This window comes from Bradyrhizobium sp. 521_C7_N1_3 (assembly GCF_052075975.1).
GTDB lineage: Bacteria > Pseudomonadota > Alphaproteobacteria > Rhizobiales > Xanthobacteraceae > Bradyrhizobium > Bradyrhizobium japonicum.
This window is the reverse complement of record NZ_CP197232.1, coordinates 681,302-705,251: the sequence shown is the minus strand read 5'-3', so window position 1 is coordinate 705,251 and position 23,950 is coordinate 681,302. Positions and strand designations below refer to the sequence as shown.

Sequence of the window (23,950 nt, the reverse complement as noted above, 5' to 3'; positions counted from 1 at the left end):
CCCAATGTCTAAATGATTCCCTGCCGGGATATGGTGCGTTACCCTCTCCAACAAGGGGAGAAGGATCCATGCCGCTCGATCCGCTTGCAAGGCGTTTGTTGACCATGATGGCTGCGGCCGCCCCGCAGGGGCGGAGCCGGCCGAGCGTCGAGGCGCGGCGGCAGTCGCTGGCGAAGCTGATGCAGTTTGCGCGCACTGATGCGCCGGATGTGACCACCGCCGACGGCACGCTTCCGGGTCCCGGCGGAGAGCTGCCCTACCGCCTTTATTCGCCCGCGTCTGCCGGCGACCGCGCGCCGGGCTTCATGTTCTTTCATGGCGGCGGGCTCGTGGCCGGCAGCATTGCAACCCATGACCGCATCGCGGCCGCGTTGGCGCATGTAACCGGCTGTCGCCTCGTCTCGGTCGATTACCGGCTCGCGCCCGAGCACAAATTTCCTGCCGCCGTCATTGATGCGATCGCGGCCACGGAATGGGTCGCGCGGCAAGCTTCGTCGCTGGGCATCGACGCCGAACGTCTGGTGGTCGGCGGCGATTCTGCCGGCGCCACGCTCGCTGCGATCGTGTGCCAGGAAGCGATGCAGACCGCCGGCCTCTCGATCGTCGCACAATGCCTGATCTGCCCGGTGCTGGATTTCGAGGAGACTTCGCCGTCGCGCGAGGCATTCGCCGAAGGCCATCTGATCGATCGCGCCACCATCGAAGCCGATCTCGCCGACTATCTGCCTGATGGCATCGACACCGCCGACCCCCGCATCTCGCCCTTGCGCGCGACGCGGCTTGCAGGCCTGCCGACCGCGATCATCCACACCGCCGAATTCGATCCGATGCGCGACGAGGGCAACGCCTATGCGCGCAAGCTGCTCGCCGCGGGCGTCGCGGTCGAGCACGTCTGCCATGACGGCATGGTCCACAATTTCCACGCCATGGGCGCGATCCTGCCGCAGGCGCAGCTCGTGCTGTCGCAGATCGGCGAACAGGTCCGGCGGGCGGTGGAGAAATGAGGCGCTTTCTTACCCTCTCCCCCTGTGGAGCCGCGTAGCGGCAAGACGGGTGAGGGGTTTCTCAAGGGGAGAAGGAAAGAAAGCATCACGCGCGCGCGCCGAGCACGGCCCGCGCCGCCACGACATATTCCAACCAATGCGCATCCGCATAGCGTTCGGCCTGCCGTGCGCAAGTGACGTCAGGGGCATGGGCGGCGGCAATCGTGCGCGCGAACCGCTCTTCGGCGACCGTCACGTCACCGGGCTCGGCCGACGGTATGCTAGCCGCCACCGCGGTCGGAGCGACAGCGAGGCCCGCCAGACCGGTGAGCAGGATGCGGCGTGACGTGTTCATGGCTGTGTCCTTCCAATGTCCGGCCCGCACTCCGGCCGGCGCGTGTGTCAGTGCGATCACGGCAGGGTAGCCGCGCACATCCGTGCCGTCCATCGTCTGCGGATAGCGCTTGACCAGGGCAGCGATCACGTTCCATCCAACAACGATCTTGCCATCAAATCGCCACGCGTCGGATCGTCACGCGTCCCATAGCAGCCAGTCCCGTCGTCCGGCTTCGCCGCGCTGCCATCCGGTCAATTTGCGGGTGCTGCGCTTGATCGAAAATCGCCCGCGGCCACAGTCAGTTGCGTACCGCGTAGAGTACGGAACCGGCCTCAAAGCCTAAGGCATCAGCCGCTTCGCATTGCGCGTCAACCGGCTGTTAATCCTCATCCCAAAACATCGATTGCGTTACACCGCCGCAAGGATCCTTGCGCGAAACTGGGCCGACCTTTCGCACCGCGTTTCGCCTTGGAGGCTGAGAATGTCCCGCTTGGTCCCGGAACGGACGTTCCTCGCTGGGAAGATCTTTTTCAATTTCGGCCAGTCGTCGATCGATTGCATCGTGCGCCGGCTGTCCGAGGAAGCTGCAACGCTCGAGATGGAGAGCGGCATCGGCGTGCCCGAGCGATTCCAGCTCAGGCTTGCAGGGCGCGAGAGCCTGACCTGCCGCGTGATCTGGCGATCGGACCGTCAGGTCGGGGTCGCCTTCGAGCGGCCGGGCGGCGTCGAGCGACCAGCCGGCGAGGACCGGGAGCGCTCGTCCGACGCGCTGATGCGCAGCCAGATGCTGGCGCTGCGCGCCGCGCTCGATCATGTGCCGACCGGTATCGTGCTACTCGACTCGAGCCTCAGGGCGCGCCTGATCAACCGGTCGTTTCGCCAGATGTGGCGCCTGCCTGACGAGGTTGCCGACAGCAACCCATCGATTCTCACACTGCTTCATCATGGACGTGACACCGGAGCCTATGAGGTGCCGGACCCCGACCTCGACGCCCTGATCACGGAGCGTGTTCGTGTGATCGAGGCGGGTGATCCGACGCCGATCGATCTGCGCCGGACCAATGGCGATGTCGTGCGCGTCCAGGTAACGCCGTTGCCCGATGGCGGGCGCATGCTGACCTACACGCCCGTCACCGACATCGTGCGCTATTCCGACGAGCTGAAGCTGCTGCGCGATGCGCTGGAGAATGTTCAAGATGGGGTCCTCCTGCTCGACCCCGACCTGCGCGCCACCTTCATGAACCGGCGCATGCGGCGCTTTTGGGAGGTCAGCGAAGACGAGGCCGCGAACCGGCCGGCCTATTCGTCGCTGGTGCGACGCCTGCATCGCGCCAGCGCGCCCCATCTTCCAACGAGCGAACTCGCGAAATTTCCGGCGAGACGCGTCGAAGAGGTCAAGGCCGGCGATCACGTGCGCGACCTGCAGACGCCGGACGGCCGGCGCATCAGGGCCCATTGCACCACGATGTCGAATGGCGGCCGCATGCTGACCTATGTCGACACCACCGATCTGACGCAAAAGGCCGCGATGCTGGAGACGCTCGCCACCACCGATCCGCTCACCGGCCTCTACAACCGCCGCCACTTTCTCGAAAGCCTCGATGCGGAATGGAGCCGCTTTCAGCGCTATTACCGCTCCGTCTCTGTGCTGATGCTCGACATCGACCACTTCAAGTCGGTCAACGATCGCTACGGCCATGCGGTGGGCGACGCCGCGATCAAGGCGGTTGCGGCCGCGTGCCTCGACGGCAAGCGCAAGTCGGACATCGTCGGCCGCCTCGGCGGCGAGGAATTTGCGGTTCTCCTGCCCGAGACCAGCCTGTCTCGTGCGAGGACGGTAGCCGAACGCATCCGCAAGCGCGTGATGAGCGCGCAGGTCTTTGCCGACAAGGTTCAGTTCGGCCTCACCGTGAGCATCGGCATGGCGGAAGCCACCGTCAGCATGTCCGGCATCGACGCGCTGATGGGCGCGGCCGATGATGCGCTCTACCAGGCCAAGGCCGAAGGCCGCAATCGCTGCATCGCCTGGGCGCCCCCGCCGCCTGCAAGCAAGGCGGCGGAGTGATCGAAGGACGCGGCGTCTACTCTGGTACCGGGACGTCGAACGTGTTGAGCGTGACCGAGACCATGCAGTAGACCCCGACGAGATAGGACAGCTCGGCCGCGCCATGCTCGCCGAACTCCTTCACCGCGGCGCGCCAGGTCAATTCCGGCAGCACGCCGCCGCTGACCAATGAGGACGCCACGTCGTAGGCGACGGCTTCCTGCCTGGTGAGATCCACCGGCCGCTGCCCCGCGACGATGGACGCGAGCTTCTCGTCCGAGAGGCCGCGTTGCTCGGCGACGAGCACATGAGCATAGAGCTCGTAGCCGGAGCGGAAATGCGAACCGGTGACCAGGATCGCGACCTCGCGCACCGGCGCCGGCAGCAGCGGGTTCGACGCGATCGCCTTGACCAGCTCCCACACCGGCTTGCCGAAACGCGGCTCGCGGATCCAGGGATTCCAGGGCCCCAGCAACGCGCCGTCGTCGCGCATATTCACGAAGCCCTTGAAGTGGTCCTTGATGCCGGCTCGCATGTCGTCATAGAGCGGCTTCTGTTCGTCGGTCAGATCTTTCAGATCGAGAATGGGAAGGCGCACGGCGGGGATCTCCTCGTTGAGAAGAGGCGACGCTCACCCGCGTGCGCGTGCAAGGCAAGTGAAGTTGCCGTGACGATCGTTTAATTTTGCAAGTGGCATGGAGATGCGAACACAACCATGTTATGTCCGGTCAGTTGTCGTTAGCGAGGCATGGGATGGCCGATCTAATCGTCGGACTTGATAATTGGATCATTCAAGACGGCAATTATGGTGATTTCGCGCAAGCGACAAACGTCTCATTCGCGCTCGAATTCTGCCCAGTCGTCCCGCTTCCGAAGTACGGGCGACCTGACCACAAAGCGCCGTCAATCACGCATCTGTTCGAGAGCTCTTACGAAATTGTTGCCCAGGTCGTGCATGCGCAAGATGACTGGTGGGTGCTGAACGCCGGCCTTCTCATCTATTGCGATGGAAATCCACCCGACAACGCTCGCCCAGGTACGTGGTTGGGAGGGCTGGTCTACATCGGAGTAGACCCATTCTTTTACTTCGAAAGTCATGCGCACCAGCCAGGCGCACCCGCCTTGGTCTACGATTGGAACATCGACAAGATCGAAACGGAGACAGGCCCTTTCATTGAAACGAAGCCAAAGCACTTTGAGCGAGATCCCGAGAAATGCGGATGGAAAGAGGTCGCCAAGACCGATGCATGGCGAGAACAAGGCCCCTATCTGCTCCACTGTACGCGTCTAGGTGGGCCGCGCGCAGCCCAGAGCAGGCGTCGTCCCTGATCGGCTGATTGCTCGTCTGCCCCGCTCAAAACTCCAGCGGCGCGTTGTCGACGACTTCCTTCATCACGAAGAAGGTGCGGGTCTGGCGCACGCCGGGCAGCGCGATCAGCTGTTCGCCGTGGATGCGGTTGAAATCCTCCATGTCGCCAACGCGGATCTTCAGGAAGTAATCGAAGTCGCCGGCGACGAGGTGGCAGTCGAGCACGAATTTCAGTTTTGCGATCGCCTGCTCGAAGATGGCAAAGCTTTCCGGGGTCGAGCGGTCCAGCACGACTCCGACCATCACCAGCGTGCCCTTCGCCACCTTCTTCGGGGCGACCATGGCGCGGACCGCGGCGATGAAGCCGTCCTCGAACAGGCGCTGGGTGCGGCGATGGCAGGTGGCGGGGCTGATGGCGACGGTTTCGGCCAGTTCGGCGTTACTGAGCCGGCCGTTATTCTGAAGTAATCTCAATATCTTGAGATCGATACGGTCGAGTCGGGACGCCATGGAAGAAGCTTCCTCTATTTGATGCCTTTCTGGAAGAAATATTAGATATTGCAGTAAAGCTCGCAAGATTGAATGCAATATCGATGCAGCATTCGAGAGTACATTTCTCGTGACGCGTGCTAGTCGCTGCGGCCAGATCAACGCCAATCGGGATACCCCAATGATGCTGGACAAATTCGCGCGCTATCCGTTGACCTTCGGCCCGACGCCCATCGAGAAGCTGGAACGGCTTTCGAAGCACCTCGGAGGCAAGGTCGAGATCTATGCCAAGCGCGAGGACTGCAATTCCGGCCTCGCCTATGGCGGCAACAAGCTGCGCAAGCTCGAATACATCATCCCCGACGCGATCGCCTCGAACGCGGACACGCTGGTCTCAATCGGCGGCGTGCAGTCCAACCACACCCGCATGATTGCGGCGGTCGCCGCCAAGATCGGCATGAAGTGCCGCCTGGTGCAGGAAGCCTGGGTCCCGCACGAGGACGCCGTCTATGACCGTGTCGGCAACATCATGCTGTCGCGCATCATGGGCGCCGACGTGCGCCTGGTGGACGACGGCTTCGACATCGGCATCCGCAAGAGCTGGGAGCAGGCGATCGAGGAGGTGAAGGCGGCGGGCGGCAAGCCTTACGCGATTCCCGCCGGTGCCTCCGTGCACAAATTCGGCGGCCTCGGCTATGTCGGCTTCGCCGAGGAAGTGCGCAAGCAGGAAGCCGAACTCGGCTTCAAGTTCGACTACATCGTGGTCTGCACCGTCACCGGCTCGACCCATGCCGGCATGCTGGTCGGCTTCGCCGCCGACGGCCGCGGGCGAAAGGTGATCGGCATCGACGCCTCGTTCACGCCGGCGCAAACGAAAGCGCAGGTGCTCTCGATCGCACAGAACACCGCAAAGCTCGTCGAGCTCGGCAAGGACATCGTCGAAGACGACGTCGTTCTGATCGAGGACTACGCCTATCCCGCCTATGGCGTGCCGTCGGAAGAGACCAAGGAAGCGATCCGCCTCACCGCACGGTTAGAGGCGATGATCACCGACCCCGTCTATGAGGGCAAATCCATGCAAGGCCTGATCGACCTGACCCAGAAGGGCCATTTCGAGAAGGGCGCAAAGATTCTCTACGCCCATCTCGGCGGCGCGCCGGCGCTCAACGGCTACGGTTACGCATTCCGGAACGGCTGACGCGGCGCCGTACCTCGCGCCTCCACTCGCTGTCGTCCCGGGCAAGCGTAGCGCAGACCCGGGACCCATAACCACAGGGAGTAGTTTGGCGAAGAACGTCTCCCCGCGTGCCCCAAGATAAATCACGCGGTATGGATCCCGGATCTGCGCTCCGCTTCGCTGCGCTTGTCCGGGATGACGAGAAGCCCTACCGCGTCCTGACGATCTGGAGCAGCTCGTCGCCGTAATGCTCGAGCTTCTTGTCGCCGATGCCGGGCACGTTGCGGAGCTCGTCCAGCGTCGTCGGCCAGGCCCGGACGATGCCGTCGATGGTGGCATCGTGCAGCACGACATAGGCCGGCACACCGCGTTCGCGCGCGATGTCCGAACGCCAGGACCTCAGCCGCGCCCGCAATTCGGGATCGACATCGCCCTGTGGCGCGTTGGCAGCAGGCGCGAGGTCACCACGGCGGGATTTCGCCCGGCTCGCGCGAACACGCGTGCCCGGCGCTTCCTCGCGCAGCCACACCTCGGTCTCGCCGCGTAGCACGCCGCGCGCGCTCTCCGTCAGCTTCAGCGCGCCGAACGCTTCGCTGTCGCTGTACAAATGGCCCATCGCCACCAGCTGCCGCAGCACGGTGCGCCACTGCTTCTCGTTCAGCTCGCGCCCGATGCCGAACACGGACAATTTGTCGTGGCCGAACTGCGTCACCTTTTCGGTGAGGCGGCCAATCAGCACGTCGATCAGCTGCATCGCACCGAAACGCTGCCCGGTGCGGTAGGCGCAGGACAGCAGCTTCTGCGCCAGCACCTTGCCGTCGCGCATCTTGGGCGGCGCCAGGCAGTTGTCGCAATTGCCGCAATTGTTCGCCGTCTCCGCCTCGCCGAAATAGGCGAGCAGCCGCTTGCGCCGGCACTGCGCGGTCTCGGCGAGGCCGACCAGTGCGTCGAGCTTGCCGATCGACACCCGCTTGAAATCGTCAGAACCGCTGGACTCGTCGATCATGCGGCGCTGCTGCACGATGTCGGAAAGACCGTAGGCCATCCAGGCCGCCGACGGCTTGCCGTCGCGGCCGGCGCGCCCCGTCTCCTGATAATAGGCCTCGATGCTCTTGGGCAGATCGAGATGGGCGACGAAGCGGACGTCGGGCTTGTCGATGCCCATGCCGAAGGCGATGGTTGCGACGATGACGATGCCGTCCTCGTTGAGGAACCGGTCCTGGTTGCGCGAGCGTATGCTGCTGTCGAGCCCAGCGTGATAAGGCAGCGCCACAATGCCGGCGTCGTCGAGTGCAGCGGCAACCTCCTCGACGCGATTGCGCGACAGGCAATAGACCACGCCGGCGTCGCCCGCATGCCGCTCCCGGATGAATTCCTTCAGCTGCGACACGGCATTGCGCTTGTCGACGATCTCGTAGCGGATATTCGGGCGATCGAAGCTGGAGACGAATTGCGGGCTGTCGGCTAGCCGGAGGCGCTCGACGATCTCCTTGCGGGTCAGCTCGTCGGCGGTCGCGGTCAGCGCGATGCGCGGAACGTTCGGAAAACGTTCGGCGATGATGGAGAGGCCGACATATTCGGGGCGGAAGTCATGGCCCCATTGTGAGACGCAATGCGCCTCGTCGATCGCGAACAGCGCGACCTTCGCCTGCGCCAGCAGCGACAGGCAGCGCGGCGTCACCAGGCGTTCCGGCGCGACATAGAGCAGGTCGAGATCGCCCGCGATCAGGCGGCGCTCGATGTCGGAAGCTTCCTGCAGCGTCAACGACGAGTTCAGCGCCGCGGCGTTGACCCCGGCCTCGAGCAGGCCGGCGACCTGGTCGCGCATCAGCGCGATCAGCGGCGACACCACGATACCGCAGCCTTCGCGCAGCAGTGACGGCAATTGATAGCACAGCGACTTGCCGCCGCCGGTCGGCATCAAGACCAGGCAATTGCCGCCATCCGTGACGTGCCGGATGATCTCGCCCTGCGCGCCGCGGAACCCCGGCAGGCCGAACACCGAATGCAGCACCGACAGCGCGTCGCGGCCGTTGGCCGGCGCAGGCAGCGGGGCGGTGGAGGGAGCGGACATGGGCGCGTCGGTGCAAGGCCGTAGGATTCGTCACAAGGCCAGTCGCATGACCGCGCGGGCATGGCAAGACTGTTTGCGGGGCTTGTACCGCTGCTTCCTCTCCCTCTCGCCGTTCTTACGGGGCCGCGACGAGCTTTGCTCGCGCTGGGAGGGTTGGGTGAGGGGCCTCTCTCCACACATGAGATTGCCGATGGACCTGTACCCCCTCACCCGATTTCGATCTGCGATCGAAATTCGACCTCTCCCCGCAGGCGGGGCGAGGTGAAGAAGCTACGCCCCGATCCGTCGCAGCGCTTCCGCCACCGTCACGATCGGCATGTCGCGCTTCCCGGCCGCCTCCAGCGCATGGCGCATCAGGTGCGGCGTGCAGCCGTAGGGGCTTGGCGCGTCGGCGACGTCGTGGCCGTAGAAGATCAGCCATCCGCCGCTCGCCACCGCCTCGTCGAAATAGCGATCGACGCCCGCAACATCGATCTCGCGATCGACCAGGGGCGAGGCGCGCAGGAACTGGAGGTCGATGACGTCGCGATTGACGCCGGGAAGGATGCCGCGCGCCGAGCGAAAGGCCTTTGCAAGCTGCGGCTTGCGCCAGACCGAGGCGATTCCATAGGGGTAGGCGAAGTTCTCCAGCACGATCGAGGAATCGATGGCGTGGAAATGGCTGCGGTTACGCTCGATCTCGCGCGCCATGGCCGCCTCGTCGAGATCGGCCGAGCTCTGGTGCGAAAAGGTATGGCAGGCAATCTCGTGACCGGCCCGGTGAAGCCGTACGATCGCGTCATTCGACAGACCGTGCCAATGATCCGACGGACGATCGATCAGGCTGCCGGCGAGGTAGAACGTGCCGCGGCCGCCATGCGTCTCCAGAAGCGCGGCGCCCTCGCCTGCGGCGCTATCGGGCGCATCGTCAAACGTGAAGCTCACCATCGGCGCATGCGCAGGCAGCCGGTGCGGCGCGGCACGGAAATGCCGGGCCAGCCGATTGCTCACGCGTCCCTGGAGTGCCGACCACACCGTCGTTTCCTGCGATTCCCTATTTGTCTACTGAAACATTCGTGCGCTGGTAGAGGCAAGCCCAACGCCCGGGTAATCCTAATGCGGAACCAACGCCCTTCGTCTAGCGAGCCAGGACCGAAATATCGGCTTCCGCACCGAGATATTGCAGCCAGTTGCGGAATAGCGCCGCCGCGGCGCTGCCGGCGGCGATATCGGCGCGCAGATTCAGCGCAGGCAGTTCGTTGGTGAGCGCCGGGTGGCGCTGTTGGATCGCCTTCTTCTCGAAGCGGGCGAGCTTCTCTTCGGTCGCTGCGTCAAAATAACTCACGGGCAGATGCGGATAGGTCTCGCGCTCGCGCGCGAGATAGCGGCCGATGTCACGCAGATATTCGCGCTGGAGCGACAGCGCATCGTATTCCGGGTGGCCCTGGAAGAAGATGAAGCGGCTGGCATATTGCCTGACGAAGATATCGACGCCGGCCTTTGCCGAACGCGTCAGCACCTCGTAGCCGGCCTGCGTGAGATCGCTCTCGGCGATCTCGTTCAGGCGGGAATGCGAGACCTTGAGGGGCGCAGGCGCAGCGCGCGTCAGCGGATCGTTCGTCGCAGCTTCGCAGTCGAAAATGCCGTGACATTTGGTCGGGAGCCGCCGCCGCGCGATGCCGTCGAGATGCAGCACCGCCGCATGCGCGGCGAGGCACGACCAGATCGTCGAGCGCGTGTTGACCTTGGCCCAGTCGATCAGCTCGGTGAGGTCGCGCCAATACGGCTCCTGGTCGAGCTCGGGCGCGACCGGCTCGGCGCCGGTCACGATCAGCCCGTCGAACTTGTGGTGCCTGAGCTCGCTGAGTTCCGAATATTCGCTCTCGACATGCCATTTCGCCTCGGGCGACCGCTTCACCGAGGGCAGCGAGAAACAATGGAAACGAATGCGGCGCGGACCTGCGGCCGCCTGGAGCAGCTTCATGAACTGCCGCTCGGTCGCCTTCAGCGCCGGATCCGGCATATTGTTGATCAGACCGATCGTGAGATCGGCGAAACCGTGGTCGCGCGCGAGATCGCCCTCGGCCGGTACCAGCGCCGGGCTCGATATCCCTTGATCCCTGTCGATCAAGATCGTCATCGGCGCGGTCGCCTACTCCGCGGCCTGGAGGCGTGCCGACGGGCAGGCCTTCTCGAGCGCCTGGTCGATGTCCTCGATGATATCTGCGGAATGCTCGATGCCGATCGACAGGCGGATCGTCTCCGGCAGCACGCCTGCGACGCGCTGCTGCTCCGCCGACATCTGCCGGTGCGTGGTCGAGGCCGGATGGCACGCCAGCGACTTGGCATCGCCGATATTGACCAGACGCGTGATCAGCTTCAGCGCATCGTAGAAGGTCTTGCCAGCCTCCATGCCGCCCTTGATGCCGAAGGTGAACAGCGAGGAAGCATTGCCGTCGAGGTATTTCTGAACGAGCGGGTAATAGGGGCTGTCCGGAAAGCCGGTGTAGTTGACCCAGGCAACGCGCGAGTCCTTGCGCAGGAATTCGGCGACCTTGCGGGCGTTCTCGACGTGGCGCTCCATGCGCAGCGCGACCGTCTCGATGCCCTGGAGCAGCAGGAAGGCGTTGAACGGCGACAGCACCGAACCCATGGTGCGCTGATAGACGCTGCGGGCGCGCTCGATATAGGCGGTCCGGCCGAAGCGCTCGGCATAGACGAGGCCGTGATAGGAGGCGTCGGGCTTGTTGTAGGCCGGGAAGCGGTCGGCGTGCTTGGCCCAGGGGAAGTTTCCGGAATCGACGATGGCCCCACCCAGCGTGGTGCCGTGGCCGCCCAGAAACTTGGTCAGCGAATGCACGGCGATGTCGGCACCGTAATCGAACGGCTTGAGCAGGATCGGGGTCGCGACGGTGTTGTCCACGATCAGCGGCACGCCATGCGCATGCGCGATCTTGGCGAGAGCCTCGATGTCGCAGACATTGCCGGCGGGATTGCCGATGGTCTCGGCGAACACGGCGCGCGTGTTCTCGTCGATCAGTTTTGCGATCGCATCCGGCTTGTCGCTCTCGGCGAAGCGGCCGGTGATGCCCTGCCGCGGCAGGATGTGCGAGAGCAGCGTGTGCGTGGTACCGTAGAGCTGCGGCACGGAAACGATGTTGCCGCCGTGATCGGCGACGTTGACGAAGGCGAAATGCAGCGCAGCCTGGCCGGTCGCGACCGCGAGCGCGCCGACGCCGCCTTCGAGCTGGGCGATGCGCTTCTCCAGCACCGCGCTGGTCGGATTGGCGATGCGGCTGTAGCGAAAACCCTCGGCCTCGAGATTGAAGAGCGCGGCGCCGTGATCGGCGCTGTCGAAGGCATAGGCCGCGGTCTGGTAGATCGGCACCGCAACCGCGTGCGTGGTGGCTTCGGGCTCGTAGCCGGCGTGAATAGCGATCGTCTCGTTGCGCATCGTGCCACCTCCGCGTGGAGCGGGCCGCACTTATTGACCTGTATGAGGCATGTGCGTTGTCCGCCGTTCCTCTGTTAGAGGCGGGTGGTAAAGCGGACAATAATTCGCCTAGAGATCGAGGAAGTAACCCTAACGGTTGTTGGTGAATTGGCTAAAACTTGAATCGAATTGCATTAATGAATTGCTGCGAGCCAACGCGGCAGTGACTGTGCTTTCCCTTCTCCCCTTGCGGGAGAAGGTGGCGCGAAGCGCCGGATGAGGGGTATCTATCCATACGGCTAAATGCTCGCCTGTGGGGAGAGACCCCTCTCCCGTCTCGCCGCTTTGCGGCGAGCCACCCTCTCCCACAAGGGGAGAGGGTGAGAGTACCTTACTCCATCGTGTCCCAGAGCCGGTGAGCGAGCACACCGGCACGCTTCTCGATCGCGGCCGCCGCATCGAGCGCGAGGTCCTCGCGATAGCGTCCCGCGATGAGCTGCACGCCGATCGGCTTGCCGTCATGCAGGGTCACCGGCACCACCGCGCCGGGCAGGCCCAGCACGTTGATGGCGGAGATGAAGCGGATCTCGCCCCAGAAGATTTCCTTCACGCGATCGGCACTGACGGTGTCGTCGCGCGGTCCCGGCGTCGGCTTGACCGTGGTCGGCGCCAGCACGACAGGATATTCCTCGAAGAACAATTGCCAGGCGCGGATATGGCCGTTGCGTGCGGCCGTCGCCTGCATCCAGGCCTTGAGATCGAGCACATTGGCCTTGGTCTTCATGCCGCCCCAGGCCTTGTGGAAGTCCTCGGACGTCACCTTCAGCATGCCGGCCTCCTGCATCACCACGGTCTCGTTGGTGATGATGTCGCACCAGGTCTGCCAGACCCCGTCGATGTCGGGGACATCGACCTCGGTCACGCGATAGCCGGAACGCTCCAGGTGATCGGCGGCCTGACGCAGCGCCGCGCGGACGGACGGATCGACGTCCATATCCTCCGGGATCCTGGCCAGAGCGACCTTGATCGGTCCCTTCGGCCTCGGCCCGGCCAGCGGCGCCGGTACCCACCAGGGATCGCGCGGATCGCGCTGGCTCATCACATCGAGCGCGAGGCGGACGTCACCGACGTGACGGGCGAGCGGGCCTTGCGCCGACATCAGATGCGCCAGCATCGGCCGCTCGGCCGTGGCGCTTCCGTTGAAGGCGGGGATGCGGCCCTGGGTCGGCTTGATGGTGGCGACGCCGTTGCAATGCGCCGGCCAGCGCAGCGAGCCGCCGATATCATTGCCATGGGCGATGGTGCCGATGCCGGCCGCAACCGCCGAGCCGGCGCCCCCCGAAGAGCCGCCGCAGGTGATGTTCGGGTCCCAGGGGTTCAGCGTCAGCCCGTGCAGCGGATTGTCGGTGAAGCCGCGGAAGGAGAATTCCGGCGTGTTGGTGAGGCCGATGACGATCGCGCCGGCTTTCTTGAGATTGCGCACCACGGGCGAGTCCGACGGCGCGACAAAATCCTTGTTGGCTGGCACACCGTTGAAATTCGGCCGGCCTTCGTAGTCGACATTCTCCTTGATCGTGATGGGCACGCCGTGCAGCAGGCCGAGCGCGCCGCCCTTGGCGCGCTGCTTGTCGGCCGCATGCGCAGCCTTCAGCGCTTCCTCGCTGAGATCGACGACAACCGCGTTCAACCGCGGATTGACGGCGCGCATCCGTTCGAGATGTGCTTCGACGGTCTCGACCGCGGAGATCGCGCCGTTGCGGATCGCGGCCGCGGTGTCGACCGCGGACCATTGCCAGACCGGGCCTCTCGGACGGCGCGCCGTCGCCGACTTGCGCGGCGCCGGCTTCTTGACCGTCTTCTTGACCGTCTTCTTGGCCGCCTTCGCAACAGCCCCCTTGCGGGCGGTGCTCGTCTTGACCGAGGTCTTCGCTACTTTCCTTGCAACACTTTTCTTCTTCGTCGCCGTCTTCTTCGCCACGCCGCATCTCCAAAAAATTGCGCGGCGGAGGTTATGGAGATCACGCGAGCGTGTACAGGCGCGTTTCTGCATGGCGCGTCGCCGCGACGCTCTGCCACGGGCCTGCGCGAGAGACGTGCATGAACCTTTGGCCCCACTGTCCTGACCCATATACTGGTTGAATGGTGGAACAAACCACCGCCAAGATTGTGCCATGGCGATTAGGTTTTTGACCTAGCGATCTGACAGCGACATCGGAGCATTTGCCATGCTCGTGGAATTCGACAGCGGATACGACCAGCAGCCATTTCGCGATCTGTGCGCCGACTATCCGGCCGCTGAAACCTACGATCCCGACGATTTCCGGATTGAATGGGGGCCGATCTTTCACCGCGGCCGGCTCGACGGATCGGCGCGTGTGCTCGTCGTCGGTCAGGATCCCGCCCAGCACGAGACGATCGTGCGCAGGATCCTGGTCGGCACCGCGGGCCGCCGCACTCAAGGCTTTCTCGCCAAGCTCGGCATCACGCGGAGCTACGTGATGGTGAACACCTTCCTGTACAGCGTCTATGGGCAGAGCGGCGGCAACAAGCACAAGAACGAGCCGGGCATCGTCGACTATCGCAACAAATGGTTCAAGGCCGTGCTCGCGCCCGGCAATGTCGAGGCCGTTGTCTCGCTCGGCGGCCTCGCCGACGAGGCCTGGAAAGCCTGGCTCAAGACGTCCGACGGCGCGGCCTACAAGACCCTCGCGTATCAGCACATCACCCACCCGACCTGGCCGGAAAGCTCGGCCCACGATAACGCGACGCGGACCGCGAACACCAAGATCATGCTGACCAAGTGGAACGCCGCGCTCGCGGCTCTCGCACCTAAGGTCCAGCATCCCGACGTGCCGACGACGCTCGTGCCATATGGCGACGCCTTCAAACCGGGTGAGCTCTTCGACATCATCGCAAAGGATCTTCCCGCCGGACTGCCGGCGTGGATGCGCGGCGACACCCCATGGGCCGTGCGCCAGGGCGCCGACGCGGCCACCAAGCGGCGCACGATCACGATCACCATCCCCGACGGAGTGATCCCATGAGCCCGACTGCCAACCCGAAGCGATGGGCCCTGAGCGGGCGGATCGTGACGATGACCGCCGAGGGCGACGTCATCAAGAGCGGGACGATCTTCATCGAGGACAATCGCATCGCCGCGATCATACCCAAGGGACAGCCGGCCCCGGCAGGCTTCGAGGCCGTCGTTGCAGTGGCGACCGGCGGCACCATCTATCCCGGCCTGATCGAGCTGCATAATCACCTGAGCTACAACATCCTGCCGCTCTGGCGCGTGCCGCAGCCCTACGGCAATCGCGACCAATGGCAAAATGCCAAATCGTACAAGACGTCGGTGACCGGCCCCATGGGCGCGATTGCGCTGGCCGACGACGGCTCGCTGCTGCCGGCCCTGGTCCGCTATGTCGAAGCCAAATGCATGGTCGCGGGCACGACGACGAGCCAGGGGATCACGCTGTCGAACTGGAGCGGCACGATCCACAAATATTACAAGGGCGCGTTGCGCGCCGCCGAGATCGGCAGCCCGCCCGATCTGCCGAAGGCACACTCGAAGATTCCCGACATCGATGCCGAGGACTGGGCGAAGTTCGACAACGAGCTGAAATCGTCATCGTGCTTCCTGCTGCATCTCAGCGAAGGTATCGACACCAAGGCGCATAGCCACTTCCTCGCCTTGCGCAATTCCGAGGGGGATTGGGCGATCGAGCCCTCGCTCGCCGGCATTCATTGCACGGCACTCGATGCGACCGACTTCGGAACGATGGCCGAAAACCATGCCAAGGTCATCTGGTCGCCCCTGAGCAATCTGCTGCTCTACGGAAAGACGACCAATGTCGTTGCCGCGCGCACGGCCGGCCTCACCATTGCGCTCGGCTCGGACTGGTCGCCGTCCGGCAGCAAGAACCTGCTCGGCGAGCTGAAGGCGGCCAAGGTCGTATCCGCGCATTTCAATCTCGGCTTCAGCGACTACGACATCGTCTCGATGGCGACGCGCAATCCGGCCGCGATCCTCAAGTGGGATGCGAAGCTGGGAACGATTGCCAATGGCAAGTTCGCCGACCTTCTGGTCGTCAAGGGAGTCACCGGCGATCCCTACGCTCATCTGATCAAATCGCGCGAGCAGGACATCGTTCTGGTCACCATCGGCGGACGAGCCCGTTATGGGACGAAGACGGTCATGCAGAAGGCGGGCGGAATCGGCGAGGCGCTCAAGATCGGCAGCAGCGCACGGGTGATCGACTTCACCTCGCCCGACCAGGATCCCGGGATCGAGAGGATCACGCTGGCGGAGGCGACGAGCCGCCTCCGTGCCGCGCTCGGCAATCTCGGCACCCTGCAACCGCACAGCCTCGCCATGAGCGATGCGATCGCCCGCGGAGCGGTATCACGCACCGGATGGCGTCTCGCGCTCGACGAGCAGTTCGGCAACAACGTCCAGCTCCGCCCGCGGCTGGAATATAACGGTGTCAGGACCGGCCCGGATTTGGCGGCGGTCGCCGCAGCGGCCGAGCCGCTGCACCCGATCAAGCTGGATGGCCTCACGGTATCAGGCGATCCCGCGTTTCTGGACACGCTGAAGAACGAGCCGAATCTTCCAGCGGGAATCGCAACGGCGATCGCTGCCTTTTACTAGTCGTTCGTCACACCAGCGGCGGATTGAGGCGCCTAAAGCCTTCCTGGATGCGATAGGGGTAGTAGGGATAAGGCGGCATCACGGCGCTGACCTCGTCGAGACGCGCGATCTGCGCAGCGCTCAGCGACCAGCCAACCGCGCCGAGATTGTCGCGCAACTGCGCTTCGTCGCGGGCGCCGATGATCACCGAGGATACGGTCGGACGCGCCAGCAGCCAGGCAATCGCGATTTGCGGCACGGTGCGGCCGGTCTCCGCGGCGATCGCATCAAGCACGTCGACGATGGCATAGAGCCGCTCGTCGTCCACGGGCGGGCCGAACTGCGCGGTGGCGTGCAGACGGCTGTTCGCGGGGAGCGGCGTTCCGCGCCGGATCTTGCCGGTGAGCCGGCCCCAGCCGAGCGGGCTCCAGACCAGCGCGCCGACGCCCTGGTCGCGTGCGAGCGGCATCAGCTCCCATTCGTAGTCGCGGCCGAGCAGCGAATAATAAACCTGATGCGCGACATGGCGCGGCCAGCCGTGCCGATCGGCGATGGAAAGCGACTTCATCAGCTGCCAGCCGGCGAAATTGGAGACACCGACATAACGGAGCTTGCCGGCGCGTACGAGCGTATCGAGGGTGGACAGCACCTCCTCGATCGGCGTCAACGCATCGAAGGCATGGAGCTGCAGCAGATCGAGGTAATCGGTGCCGAGCCGCCGCAGCGCAGCTTCGACCGAGGCGACCAGACGATGCCGCGAAGAGCCGGCATCGAGCGGACCGTCGCCCATCGGCAGACTCATCTTGGTGGAGATCAGCACCTTGTCGCGGCGTCCCTTGATCGCGGCGCCGAGGATTTCCTCGGATGCGCCGTTCGAATAGACATCGGCGCTGTCGAACAGATTGACGCCGGCTTCGAGACAGATGTCGACCAGCCTGCGCGCTTCTTCGGCGCCGCTGCGGCCCCAGGCCGAGAACAGCGGGCCTTGGCCGCCGAACGTGCCGGTGCCGAAGCTGAGGACGGGTACCCTGAGGCCGGAAGCGCCGAGATTGCGATATTCCATGATCATTCTCCTATTCCGCCGGGCACGCCGCGACTGCGGACTGCGTTCGATCGAGCTGAAGGCTCCATAGCGCGAGCACGAGACCGACGGCCGTGATGCCGGCCGCGACCAGCGGCAGCGCGGAGAGACCGAGCCCGCGATCGATGGTGACGCCGCCCGCCCAGGCGCCGAGCGCGTTGCCGAGATTGAAGGCGGCGATGTTGAGGCTGGAGGCGAGCGTGCGGCCGCTGGGGCCGGCGGCTTCCAGCACGCGAAGCTGGAGCGGCGCGACGGTCGCAAAGGCCGCAATGCCAAGCAGCAGGATCAGCGCGATGGCTGCAAACTTGATCGACAGCACGGCGGCAAGGCCAAGCAGCACGATGGCGAGCGCCGCGAGCGTGCCGATCAGGGCACGCGCAAGGCCGCGATCGGCGAGCTTGCCGCCCGCGACGTTGCCGATCGCGAGACCTGCACCGAACACCAGCAGGATCGGCGACACCGCGGCTTCCGAGAAGCCGGTGAAGCGCGTCAGGATCGGCTGGATATAGGTGAAGACGACGAACAGGCCGGCAAAGCCGAACACGGTCATGGCGAGGCCGAGCAGCACCTGCGGCCGGCCGAGCACCGCGATCTCCTCGGAGAGCGAGATTGGCTTGTCGCCATTGCCGACATGGCCGGGCACGAATGTGGCCACCACCGCAAAGGCGATCACGCCGATCACCGTCACCGCCCAGAATGCCGCGCGCCAGCCGAGCATCAGGCCGAACCAGGCGCCGAAGGGCACGCCCAGGAGCGTCGCGACCGTCAGGCCGATGAACATGGTCGCAATCGCCGAGGCGCGCTTGTCCTCCGCGACGAGGCTGGTGGCGACCACCGAGCCGACGCCGAAGAAGGTGCCGTGGGCGAGCGAGGTCAGCACCCGCGCCGCCATCAGCAACTCGTAGTTCGGCGCCAGCGCGCAAGCCGCGTTGCCGAGCGTGAAGATCGCCATCAGCGCCAGCAGCACGGTTTTCCGCGGCATCCGCCGCGTCGCCAGCGTCAGGATAGGCGCGCCGACGAACACTCCGAGCGCATAGCCGGAGATCAGCAGCCCCGCGACCGGCACGGAGACGTGCATGTCGGCGGCGACCTGGAGCAACAGGCCCATGATGATGAACTCGGTGGTGCCGATACCGAAGGCACCGGCGGTGAGGGCGAGGACGGCGGGAGGCATGCGTGGCTCCAATGCGAGGGACGAGCCACGCAGATAGCCGCAGCACAGCAAAACCATTAGGATGTCCGCAATCCAATCATTTGTGACATGAATTCAACATGGCCCGTTTCGACACCAACCGCTCCGCCGAGATGGAGGTTTTCGTTCGCGTCGTCGATCTCGGCGGATTCACCCAGGCTGCGCGAAAACTGCGCCTGACGCCGTCGGGCGTCAGCAAGCTGATCTCGCGGCTGGAGACGCGCCTCGGCTCGCGGCTGATCAACCGCACCACGCGCAAGTTGACGCTGACGGAGGAGGGCCAGGCCTTCTACCAGCGCTCGTTGCGCATCCTCGGAGAGATGGAGGAGGCCGAACGCGAGGCGGCTTCAGGCGCGGCGCCGCGCGGCCGTCTCACGGTCAACTGCAACATTCCCTTCGGCATGCTGCACGTCCTACCGCTGATTCCCCGCTTCCTGGAACGGCATCCCGAGGTCACACTCGACCTCGTCCTGACCGACACGCTGATCGACCTGATGCAGGAACGGGCCGATATCGCCATTCGCGTCGGGCCCCTGAAAGCTTCGCGCCTGGTCGCGCGAAAGCTCGGCACCAGCCGCATGGTCGTCGTCGGCACCCCAAACTATCTGGCGCGCTTCGGCACGCCGAAGACGCCGGCAGATCTCGCCGATCATCGCGGCATCGGCTGGACCTTTCCGCGCATCCGCGGCGGCTGGCCATTCCGGCGCGGCGACCACACCGAGGAAGCCCTGCCACCGCCCGTCGCGCGCGCCAGCGACGGCGAAATCGCCCGCCGTCTCGCCCTCGGCGGCGTCGGCCTCGCCCGCCTCGCCCTCTTCCACATCGGCCCCGACATCGAATCGGGCCGTCTCGTCCCGGTGCTGCAAAGCTACAATCCCGGCGACCGCGAAGACATCCACGCCGTCTATGTCGGCCACGCCGCGCCCCTGCCCGCGCGCGTGCGCGCGTTCATCGATTTCCTCGCCGAGCATGTGCGGGTGAGCGATCCCGTGCTGAAGCGGACGGGGGACGGGAGGTGGAGGGTGGCCTAGGACGTCGAAATCGCAGCGATACGCGCGTTCGGTGCTGCACATCGTGTCACGGGAGCGGACCAACTATCCGTTGGCCGTTGCGCGCTGCGATCGTCGGCAGCATGTCCATGTGCTGCTCGCGCGGCTCGGGGATCCTGTGCAGATCGCGGAAGAATTCCTCGTGACGACGCGGCGTGGAGACGAGGATGTGTCTTGCGTCGGCCGGCCCCTCATTGGTGAAGCCGTGAACAACTCCTCTCGGCACAAGAATCCGCGAACCGGGTCCAGCGACCTCGGTCTGGTCTCCCACGAGGTATTTCACCTGGCCCTCCAGGAGGACAAACAGCTTGTCCTCCTCCTCGGAGATGTGGGCGGGCGCGCCGAAGCCCGGCTTGATGGTCATGTCCAGCACCGTGAACGGGCTTTCCTGCGGATTGATAATTCTCGTCGTGAGACCGGCAAATTCGGTCGTTTCGAACTTCGTCGTGATGACGCTCTGCATTGGCCAAGGCTCCATTGACTTCGGAGCTCGATAGATTGCATGCGGGAGGGCTGCGGATTAGTCCCCTTCCGCAAGCCACAGCGGCTGTAGTTCTGGCCAATTGGCATCGGAGTTTCCCGAAGACCAGTTCTGCTGCCCGAACGGTCCACCTCAAACTGTCGGCATGAACAACGACAACAACGGAAATCACCGCCCCGCAGCTGCAAGGTGTCGCTCGAACACACGGGTAAAATCCGCGACCTTGGCGCTTAGATCGGCCCGCGACGGATATGTGAGATGCAGGCGGATCGTCCCGGAGAACTGCTCTGGCAAAACCGGCACGACGAGCTCCGATGCGTATTCCACTCTGCAGAGGGCTTCCGGAAGCAGACCAATCCCCTGGTGATTCAGCACGAGCTCACGAGCAAGAGCGAAGGAGTCGACGGCGACATGAAAGGCGGGCCACGTCGCCCCGCCCGGCAAGGAGCGGGATAGAAGGCGCAGCAATCCCGGCCTCGATGGCCCGATCAAGGTCGACGCGTCGCGAATATCGACGGGGATCCCGTGACTGCTCACATAGTCTGCGCTCGCATAAAGACCAAACTTCATGTCGATTGCGCCCTTGATCAGGGCCTCCTGAGGATTGGCCGCTCCGATGCGGAGCGCAATATCAATATCCTGGGAGATGAGATCGAGCACGTCGTTAGTGAGCGACACCTCAAAGCGCACATTGGGGTGATCGCTTCTGAAATCCCCGATCGCGGCTGCCACGATCCTGACCGGAAAGTCGGCCGGCAGCGTGATGCGGATTTCGCCGGCATAAGGGTCGTCAGCACCGCTTACCCCCCGGAGCGCGTTGACAAGCAGGGCAAGCGCGCCAGCCGAACGCTGGTAGAGTTCTCGTCCTGCGGCAGTGAGGGCAAAAGCGCGCGTGGACCTCTTGAAGAGCCGCGCACCGAGCGCCGCCTCCAGGCTGCGGATGCGCAAGCTGACGGACGACCTCGGCGTGTTGGTTTCGCGGGCTGCCGCCGCAAATCCGCCGGCGCGCACGACAGCCACGAATGTCTGCAGGGAATTCAGGTCGATCGGCTGCGCGTCGGTGTGAGCGAGACTTGAATGTTCATTCTGATCATCCTTCTCGGCCTCTTCGAGAGCGCTGCTGTGTGCCTTCATGACGTCCTGTTTCCGGTGATGATCCGGCGCGCGCGGGAACTTCATGAGGGAAGGGAGCGGCAACCGATAGCGAACCTATGGACGGTAACAATGACCGGAGCGCACCAGGATTTGCGACGCAATTGAACGTGACCGTCGGTTGATTGAGCAAGCCGCGATATCGTCAGCTCATCGTTCATGGTGGATGCTCTCAGGGGAGAGGGCGGGATGAATCCCGCCCTTTCATCGTCAGATAGTCGGATGAAGGTCGCGAACGGGGCTCACCTCTTCGAGGAGCGAGGCGACCTTGAGCACCGTCGATTCCGCCAGCCAGGACGAGACGATCTGCACACCGATCGGAAGACCGTCGCGGCTCGTTCCGAACCGCATCGAGAGAGCGGGCATTCCCGTCAGGCTGAACGGTGATGTCGCGCTCATCACGTGGAACGGCGAAACCGTGACGCCATCGACCACGACGTCGTTGAGACCATGCTTGGTCGCCGGGAACGGGGTCACCGGACAGAGCAGCACATCGTAGCGCTGGAAGTATTCGGCGAAGCTGTCGCGAAGGCGCTCTATGGCCTGCTCGGCGGCGACGAAGTCGGCGATCGGCGTATCTGGTGCATCAAGAACCAGTTTGGCGTGCCTGAATATCTCGGCCTCGTGGCCGGCAGTGACCTTCTCGAACTCGGGTTGGCTTTCCATCTGTTGAAGCTGCCAGAGGACACTGTTGGCATCGGTCTGCTCCACCACTGGCAGGCGGACCTGTTCGACGTGGTAGCCAGCACGGCTTAGCGCCTGCGCCGCTGCCTTCACCGTCGCGACCACTTCCGGATCGATGGGTCCGAAGAAGCCCGGAGAGGCCATCCAGCCCACGCGAAGCTGACGGGTCGATTTCGTGCCAACGCCCGTATCGAGGCAGGGCGAACTGATCGAGAAGCCGTCGGCACCGTCGGGACCTGCCATCAAGGAATAAGCCAGCGCTACGTCGCGAACCGACCGTGCCATTGGACCGATGTGCCAGAAGCGACGTGGCACCCGGGGCCAGTGACCTGTCATCGGCATTCGCCCGTGAGTGGCTTTGAAGCCAACGATACCGGTATGCGCCGCCGGCCCGCGCAATGAGATCGAGAGATCGCTGCCCACACCGAGTGGCGACATGCCAGCTGCGATGGCGGCGGATTCACCGCCGCTCGATCCGCCCGGCGTGTAGTCGAGGCTCCAAGGGTTGTTGGTCTGGCCCGTCAGGAGATTGTCCGTTTCGATCGAATAGGAGAATTCGGGAGGGTTCGTCTTTGCGATGAGGATGGCGCCGGCGGCTTTCAGCCTGGCCACAACGGTGGCGTCAGTTTCAGGCACACGCCCTCTGAAAATGGGCGAACCACGCTGCGTCAGCAGGCCCGCCGTGTCGATCCCATCCTTGACCGTAAAGGGAACGCCATGGAGCGGGCCGAGCTGGGCGCCTGACATCACCGCTGCCTCGGCCTTCCCGGCGCTTTCCATCGCGCCATCGGCCAGCGTCACGATCGCGTTCAGCTTGGGATTGACCGCCGCGATGCGGTCGAGATGCGCTTGCATGACCTCGACGGGCGACAGCTCCCGTTGAGCGATGAGTTGGGAGATGCGGGTGGCGTCCATTCTAACGATGTCATCAGCCATATCGATCCTACCTGTCATTTGGTAGGCTAGACATGCCCCTCGCATTTACGCACTTCAATCCCTACCTGTCATTTGGTAGGGACACGTTAAGGTGATCACGATGAGCGAAAATGCGAGGGAAGCAATCCTGGCCGCGGCGCGCAGGACTGCGCAGGCGCACGGGTATGGCGGGTTGAACTTCCGCGACATCGGAGCTGAAGTCGGCATCAAGGCTGCGAGCATCTATCACCACTTCCCCGGCAAGGCCGAGCTGGGCGCGGCGGTGGCAAGACGCTACTGGGAGGATACGGCGGCGAACCTCGAAGCTCTTTCAAAAGCGAACGGAGATCCAAGAAAGGCGCTCCGGGCCTATCCGGGACTTTTTCGTCGATCGCTCGAGCAGGACAATCGCATCTGCCTCTGCAGCTTCATGGCGGCCGAATATGATGATCTGCCGGACGCCGTCAAAACCGAGGTGCAGGCCTTCGCCGATGTCAACGTGGCCTGGCTGACCAGGATGCTCGCCGCGGCTTCAGTTCCCGCCAGCAAGCGTGAAGCAAGGGCACGCGCGATCTACGCGGCCGTTGCCGGCGCGCAACTGATGGCGCGGAGCCGTGCAGACCTGAAACTCTTCGATGTGCTGATCGAAAGCTATCGCGGATCAGGCTTGATCCCGGCTTGAGGGTGGATCTGCTGTCCAAATGCGTATGGCAGAGGGAGAGGAGCTGGGATCGAACCTTCTCCGCCTCCGGGTCGAATCCAGTCCGGTGACTGTGCGAATACCAGCGCACGCTGGAAGCCCTGAAGCCCTATGGCTGGTCGCCGAGCCGCTGCATCCCGCACAGTGGCCACCAGATGTAACATGGCTCGCGACGTCATTCTGGGTTCGCCCTGCGACCGCCTGGTCGATATCATCCGGCGTTTCAGCCAAATCCCTGATG

Annotated in this window: 21 protein-coding genes; 8 read left to right on the top strand and 13 right to left on the bottom strand. The window is 64.3% G+C overall.

Annotated features, from left to right (window positions below; genetic code table 11):
- The first annotated feature begins 68 nt into the window (after nucleotides 1-68).
- Nucleotides 69-1,004 (top strand): alpha/beta hydrolase, encoded by a 936-nt coding sequence (locus AB7008_RS03245; protein WP_441258419.1) that lies wholly within the window; start codon nucleotides 69-71, stop codon nucleotides 1,002-1,004.
- Nucleotides 1,005-1,089: 85 nt separating this feature from the next.
- Here AB7008_RS03245 and AB7008_RS03240 read toward each other — a convergent pair whose 3' ends face one another.
- Nucleotides 1,090-1,338 (bottom strand): hypothetical protein, encoded by a 249-nt coding sequence (locus AB7008_RS03240; protein ID WP_039158278.1) that lies wholly within the window; start codon nucleotides 1,336-1,338, stop codon nucleotides 1,090-1,092.
- 463 nt (nucleotides 1,339-1,801) lie between these two features.
- Here AB7008_RS03240 and AB7008_RS03235 point away from each other — a divergent pair, with 463 nt between their 5' ends.
- Nucleotides 1,802-3,385, top strand: coding sequence for a diguanylate cyclase (locus AB7008_RS03235; protein WP_441258418.1), 1,584 nt, complete (start codon nucleotides 1,802-1,804; stop codon nucleotides 3,383-3,385).
- Nucleotides 3,386-3,401: 16 nt separating this feature from the next.
- Here AB7008_RS03235 and AB7008_RS03230 read toward each other — a convergent pair whose 3' ends face one another.
- Nucleotides 3,402-3,962, bottom strand: a complete 561-nt coding sequence (locus tag AB7008_RS03230) for a carboxymuconolactone decarboxylase family protein (RefSeq protein WP_028159603.1) — start codon at nucleotides 3,960-3,962, stop codon at nucleotides 3,402-3,404.
- 155 nt (nucleotides 3,963-4,117) lie between these two features.
- Between AB7008_RS03230 and AB7008_RS03225 the strand changes: the two genes are divergently transcribed.
- Nucleotides 4,118-4,693, top strand: a complete 576-nt coding sequence (locus tag AB7008_RS03225; RefSeq protein ID WP_248881104.1) for a hypothetical protein — start codon at nucleotides 4,118-4,120, stop codon at nucleotides 4,691-4,693.
- 25 nt (nucleotides 4,694-4,718) lie between these two features.
- Here the strand turns inward: AB7008_RS03225 and AB7008_RS03220 are convergent, their stop codons facing one another.
- A complete protein-coding gene (locus AB7008_RS03220; RefSeq protein WP_014490456.1) occupies nucleotides 4,719-5,183 on the bottom strand; it encodes an Lrp/AsnC family transcriptional regulator in 465 nt (154 codons plus the stop codon).
- Nucleotides 5,184-5,346: 163 nt separating this feature from the next.
- On the opposite strand from AB7008_RS03220, the gene AB7008_RS03215 reads away from it, so the two are divergent.
- Nucleotides 5,347-6,360, top strand: coding sequence for a 1-aminocyclopropane-1-carboxylate deaminase (locus AB7008_RS03215; protein WP_441261178.1), 1,014 nt, complete (start codon nucleotides 5,347-5,349; stop codon nucleotides 6,358-6,360).
- Nucleotides 6,361-6,547: 187 nt separating this feature from the next.
- On the opposite strand, the gene recQ is transcribed toward AB7008_RS03215, so the two are convergent.
- From recQ to AB7008_RS03190, 5 genes are all read right to left on the bottom strand, one after another.
- Nucleotides 6,548-8,413, bottom strand: coding sequence for a DNA helicase RecQ (recQ, locus tag AB7008_RS03210; protein ID WP_441258417.1), 1,866 nt, complete (start codon nucleotides 8,411-8,413; stop codon nucleotides 6,548-6,550).
- A 270-nt stretch (nucleotides 8,414-8,683) separates the two neighbouring features.
- Nucleotides 8,684-9,427 (bottom strand): polysaccharide deacetylase family protein, encoded by a 744-nt coding sequence (locus AB7008_RS03205; RefSeq protein WP_038934348.1) that lies wholly within the window; start codon nucleotides 9,425-9,427, stop codon nucleotides 8,684-8,686.
- Between the two features lie 103 nt (nucleotides 9,428-9,530).
- On the bottom strand, nucleotides 9,531-10,532 hold the full coding sequence (gene metA, locus AB7008_RS03200; protein WP_441258416.1) for a homoserine O-succinyltransferase MetA: 1,002 nt from the start codon (nucleotides 10,530-10,532) through the stop codon (nucleotides 9,531-9,533).
- Between the two features lie 12 nt (nucleotides 10,533-10,544).
- A complete protein-coding gene (locus AB7008_RS03195; RefSeq protein ID WP_028159608.1) occupies nucleotides 10,545-11,846 on the bottom strand; it encodes an O-acetylhomoserine aminocarboxypropyltransferase/cysteine synthase family protein in 1,302 nt (433 codons plus the stop codon).
- A 370-nt stretch (nucleotides 11,847-12,216) separates the two neighbouring features.
- Nucleotides 12,217-13,803, bottom strand: coding sequence for an amidase family protein (locus tag AB7008_RS03190; RefSeq protein WP_441258415.1), 1,587 nt, complete (start codon nucleotides 13,801-13,803; stop codon nucleotides 12,217-12,219).
- 247 nt (nucleotides 13,804-14,050) lie between these two features.
- Between AB7008_RS03190 and AB7008_RS03185 the strand changes: the two genes are divergently transcribed.
- A complete protein-coding gene (locus tag AB7008_RS03185) occupies nucleotides 14,051-14,869 on the top strand; it encodes a uracil-DNA glycosylase (RefSeq protein WP_441258414.1) in 819 nt (272 codons plus the stop codon).
- Nucleotides 14,866-16,476, top strand: coding sequence for an amidohydrolase family protein (locus tag AB7008_RS03180; protein WP_441258413.1), 1,611 nt, complete (start codon nucleotides 14,866-14,868; stop codon nucleotides 16,474-16,476). Before AB7008_RS03185 ends, AB7008_RS03180 begins: the two co-directional genes overlap by 4 nt.
- Before the next feature lie 7 nt (nucleotides 16,477-16,483).
- On the opposite strand, the gene AB7008_RS03175 is transcribed toward AB7008_RS03180, so the two are convergent.
- Both AB7008_RS03175 and AB7008_RS03170 read right to left on the bottom strand, forming a co-directional pair.
- Nucleotides 16,484-17,518 carry an aldo/keto reductase gene (locus AB7008_RS03175; RefSeq protein WP_441258412.1) on the bottom strand — a complete coding sequence of 345 codons (1,035 nt, stop codon included), beginning with the start codon at nucleotides 17,516-17,518 and terminating at the stop codon, nucleotides 16,484-16,486.
- Nucleotides 17,519-17,528: 10 nt separating this feature from the next.
- Nucleotides 17,529-18,710 (bottom strand): MFS transporter, encoded by a 1,182-nt coding sequence (locus tag AB7008_RS03170; RefSeq protein WP_441258411.1) that lies wholly within the window; start codon nucleotides 18,708-18,710, stop codon nucleotides 17,529-17,531.
- Nucleotides 18,711-18,808: 98 nt separating this feature from the next.
- Between AB7008_RS03170 and AB7008_RS03165 the strand changes: the two genes are divergently transcribed.
- Nucleotides 18,809-19,759: a LysR family transcriptional regulator gene (locus AB7008_RS03165; RefSeq protein WP_441258410.1), complete on the top strand. Its 951-nt coding sequence runs from the start codon at nucleotides 18,809-18,811 to the stop codon at nucleotides 19,757-19,759.
- Nucleotides 19,760-19,805: 46 nt separating this feature from the next.
- Here AB7008_RS03165 and AB7008_RS03160 read toward each other — a convergent pair whose 3' ends face one another.
- From AB7008_RS03160 to AB7008_RS03150, 3 genes are all read right to left on the bottom strand, one after another.
- Nucleotides 19,806-20,240, bottom strand: coding sequence for a cupin domain-containing protein (locus AB7008_RS03160; protein ID WP_028159615.1), 435 nt, complete (start codon nucleotides 20,238-20,240; stop codon nucleotides 19,806-19,808).
- A gap of 186 nt (nucleotides 20,241-20,426) precedes the next feature.
- Nucleotides 20,427-21,392, bottom strand: coding sequence for a LysR family transcriptional regulator (locus AB7008_RS03155; protein WP_441258409.1), 966 nt, complete (start codon nucleotides 21,390-21,392; stop codon nucleotides 20,427-20,429).
- A gap of 228 nt (nucleotides 21,393-21,620) precedes the next feature.
- On the bottom strand, nucleotides 21,621-23,030 hold the full coding sequence (locus AB7008_RS03150; protein ID WP_441258408.1) for an amidase: 1,410 nt from the start codon (nucleotides 23,028-23,030) through the stop codon (nucleotides 21,621-21,623).
- Between the two features lie 100 nt (nucleotides 23,031-23,130).
- Here AB7008_RS03150 and AB7008_RS03145 point away from each other — a divergent pair, with 100 nt between their 5' ends.
- Nucleotides 23,131-23,691 carry a TetR/AcrR family transcriptional regulator gene (locus AB7008_RS03145; protein WP_441258407.1) on the top strand — a complete coding sequence of 187 codons (561 nt, stop codon included), beginning with the start codon at nucleotides 23,131-23,133 and terminating at the stop codon, nucleotides 23,689-23,691.
- The last annotated feature ends 259 nt before the right edge of the window (nucleotides 23,692-23,950 follow it).

What these genes read in the sequence shown, in the direction of transcription:
- AB7008_RS03235 (WP_441258418.1), top strand. Translation starts at nt 1,802, where the DNA reads ATGTCCCGCTTGGTCCCGGAACGGACGTTCCTCGCTGGGAAGATCTTT.
- AB7008_RS03160 (WP_028159615.1), bottom strand. Translation starts at nt 20,240, where the DNA reads ATGCAGAGCGTCATCACGACGAAGTTCGAAACGACCGAATTTGCCGGT.
- AB7008_RS03245 (WP_441258419.1), top strand. Translation starts at nt 69, where the DNA reads ATGCCGCTCGATCCGCTTGCAAGGCGTTTGTTGACCATGATGGCTGCG.
- AB7008_RS03240 (WP_039158278.1), bottom strand. Translation starts at nt 1,338, where the DNA reads ATGAACACGTCACGCCGCATCCTGCTCACCGGTCTGGCGGGCCTCGCT.
- AB7008_RS03155 (WP_441258409.1), bottom strand. Translation starts at nt 21,392, where the DNA reads ATGAAGGCACACAGCAGCGCTCTCGAAGAGGCCGAGAAGGATGATCAG.
- AB7008_RS03180 (WP_441258413.1), top strand. Translation starts at nt 14,866, where the DNA reads ATGAGCCCGACTGCCAACCCGAAGCGATGGGCCCTGAGCGGGCGGATC.
- AB7008_RS03145 (WP_441258407.1), top strand. Translation starts at nt 23,131, where the DNA reads ATGAGCGAAAATGCGAGGGAAGCAATCCTGGCCGCGGCGCGCAGGACT.
- AB7008_RS03185 (WP_441258414.1), top strand. Translation starts at nt 14,051, where the DNA reads ATGCTCGTGGAATTCGACAGCGGATACGACCAGCAGCCATTTCGCGAT.
- AB7008_RS03215 (WP_441261178.1), top strand. Translation starts at nt 5,347, where the DNA reads ATGCTGGACAAATTCGCGCGCTATCCGTTGACCTTCGGCCCGACGCCC.
- AB7008_RS03225 (WP_248881104.1), top strand. Translation starts at nt 4,118, where the DNA reads ATGGCCGATCTAATCGTCGGACTTGATAATTGGATCATTCAAGACGGC.
- metA (WP_441258416.1), bottom strand. Translation starts at nt 10,532, where the DNA reads ATGACGATCTTGATCGACAGGGATCAAGGGATATCGAGCCCGGCGCTG.
- AB7008_RS03165 (WP_441258410.1), top strand. Translation starts at nt 18,809, where the DNA reads ATGGCCCGTTTCGACACCAACCGCTCCGCCGAGATGGAGGTTTTCGTT.
- AB7008_RS03170 (WP_441258411.1), bottom strand. Translation starts at nt 18,710, where the DNA reads ATGCCTCCCGCCGTCCTCGCCCTCACCGCCGGTGCCTTCGGTATCGGC.
- AB7008_RS03195 (WP_028159608.1), bottom strand. Translation starts at nt 11,846, where the DNA reads ATGCGCAACGAGACGATCGCTATTCACGCCGGCTACGAGCCCGAAGCC.
- AB7008_RS03150 (WP_441258408.1), bottom strand. Translation starts at nt 23,030, where the DNA reads ATGGCTGATGACATCGTTAGAATGGACGCCACCCGCATCTCCCAACTC.
- recQ (WP_441258417.1), bottom strand. Translation starts at nt 8,413, where the DNA reads ATGTCCGCTCCCTCCACCGCCCCGCTGCCTGCGCCGGCCAACGGCCGC.
- AB7008_RS03220 (WP_014490456.1), bottom strand. Translation starts at nt 5,183, where the DNA reads ATGGCGTCCCGACTCGACCGTATCGATCTCAAGATATTGAGATTACTT.
- AB7008_RS03175 (WP_441258412.1), bottom strand. Translation starts at nt 17,518, where the DNA reads ATGGAATATCGCAATCTCGGCGCTTCCGGCCTCAGGGTACCCGTCCTC.